This window comes from uncultured Shewanella sp. (genome assembly GCF_947491715.1).
Classification (GTDB): Bacteria; Pseudomonadota; Gammaproteobacteria; order Enterobacterales; family Shewanellaceae; genus Shewanella.
Window position 1 is genome coordinate 1 of record NZ_CANLKR010000086.1, and the last position, 1,853, is coordinate 1,853.

General features: G+C 39.7%; 1 protein-coding gene and 1 pseudogene. One reads left to right on the forward strand and one right to left on the reverse strand.

What is annotated here, in order from left to right:
- Window positions 1-276: 276 nt before the first annotated feature.
- Window positions 277-688: pseudogene (locus Q0779_RS23570) on the forward strand (transposase); the annotation flags it as partial.
- Window positions 689-860: 172 nt separating this feature from the next.
- Here the strand turns inward: Q0779_RS23570 and Q0779_RS23575 are convergent.
- On the reverse strand, window positions 861-1,853 hold a 993-nt coding region (locus Q0779_RS23575; RefSeq protein WP_298776698.1), incomplete at its 5' end, for an Ig-like domain-containing protein.

The window sequence follows — 1,853 nt, forward strand, 5'->3', positions numbered from 1 at the left end:
TAGAAACAAACAGTATAGGGAGCATCCAAGTTGCTTTCATCATTCATCACCTTTCTATTAATTTATATGAAGTATAGGAAGAGAAATAATGAATGCTAATTTTTTATTGAAGTAGTGGGTTAAACAAGACCTTGATGTTTGAAAGAATCAGAGTGTTTATTTAACCATGAATCATGGGTAAAAATTGAACTAATAGCCCTCTATATGCTCAGATCTTTCGACCAAGATTAATCAATTACGCAGAGGGCATATGGATAAGTTAGTCGATATATTTTGTTTAAACACTTCTACACAGAATATTTAGCCTGTTTCTTTAAATCAGAATTTCCCCATTTGCTGAGCTATACCCGATTTCTGGAAGTCATGTCTAGTGCTGTTATTCCGCTCTGCAGCTATTTTTTCACCCTTAAAAAGTGAGGCAACAGGTATAGAATTTATTGATTTTACGAGTATTAAAGTCTGTCATAATTTACGAATACCAAGGGGTAAGATCTTATCAGGCCTAGCGAGTCGAAGAAAAGGTACCATGAGTTGGTTTTATGGGTTTAAACTTCATCTCATAGTGAACCATTAAGGTGGTATCGTTGCCGTAAACATGATGCTTGCAAGTGTACATGATACTAGGCCAGTTACAAAAATGGTCGTTGATTCAATGGATAAACCCTATGCTGATAAAGGTTATATCAGCTGAATTCAACGCGGTGACAGTGATGGGCTAAACCGTTCTGAGGTTAGGTGTTCAGAGCATGAAAAATGCTTTTTAAATGTAAGCGTGTATCATTTTCGACTCATACTAAATGTATAAAAAGCGACCTAAAGAGGTCGCTTTTTTGTTTTTTATAAAAGTCTAATTTGGTTAACTACTCAATGATTATCGTTGCTGCTGTAGCATAAATATTGCTATGTTGATATTTTCCATTTATTGTGGCAGTACCGGTGGCATTGTGTGAGCGAACCGTTTCGGAGGGGCTGTTCTTATTGTTATCAACGCTGGCAAGATGATGCGGGTCTACACTCCAATGTGTTTGATCGGTTACATTGACTTTATCTCCACTTTGATATAACAAATAGGCACTAAACATTTTTGTATCGTTGGTTTGCATGGTCACAGTGGTCATTCCTGTCGCTGTTTCCTCTATAACATACCCTGTGACAGTATCTCTGATAATACTTATTGGGGTTGATGCTGTTAATGGTGCCACCCCAGGCATAAAGTAAGCCACTTGAATAGTCGTATCACCCTCTGCAATCCCTAAAGCTTGACCTTTGGTGGCAGTATTATTACTAATGGTAACATAATCAGTATTACCGCTTTGCCAGCTGGTATTAGCATCATTAGTTACATTAGTTATTGTGACTCCATCTGAGTAGTGGATGTATGCTTCGAAATAAGTGGTTGTGTTTACGTAGAGTTCAGAATCAGTGGGTTGCAAGCTAATGGATGTCGGAATAGGGGGGGTAACGATTAATGTGGCATCATCTGTAATGGGTGAGATGGTTCCAGTGTTAAATGTTGCGCGAATAGTGGCTGTTCCAGTCGTATGACCATAAGTGACTGCTGTTCCGGGTCGAGTAGAATCCATCGTCGCGTAATTGGGATTTAAGCTTTGCCAATACACTTGTTCAGTTACTTCGTGAATATTTCCATCAGAATCTGTGAGCCAAGCAGTGAAATCTGCTTCACTTCCTAATGGAGTGCTTTGACTGGGAGGTTCGATAGTTAGCGATTCAGGGATGGCCTCGGTGATAAGTAACGTGGCATCATCAGTGAGTGGAGTAATGGTTCCTTGGTTGTAAGTGGCGCGAATGGTCGCTTCGCCTTCCAGTAAGTCATGGGTGTGTGCCATGCCATC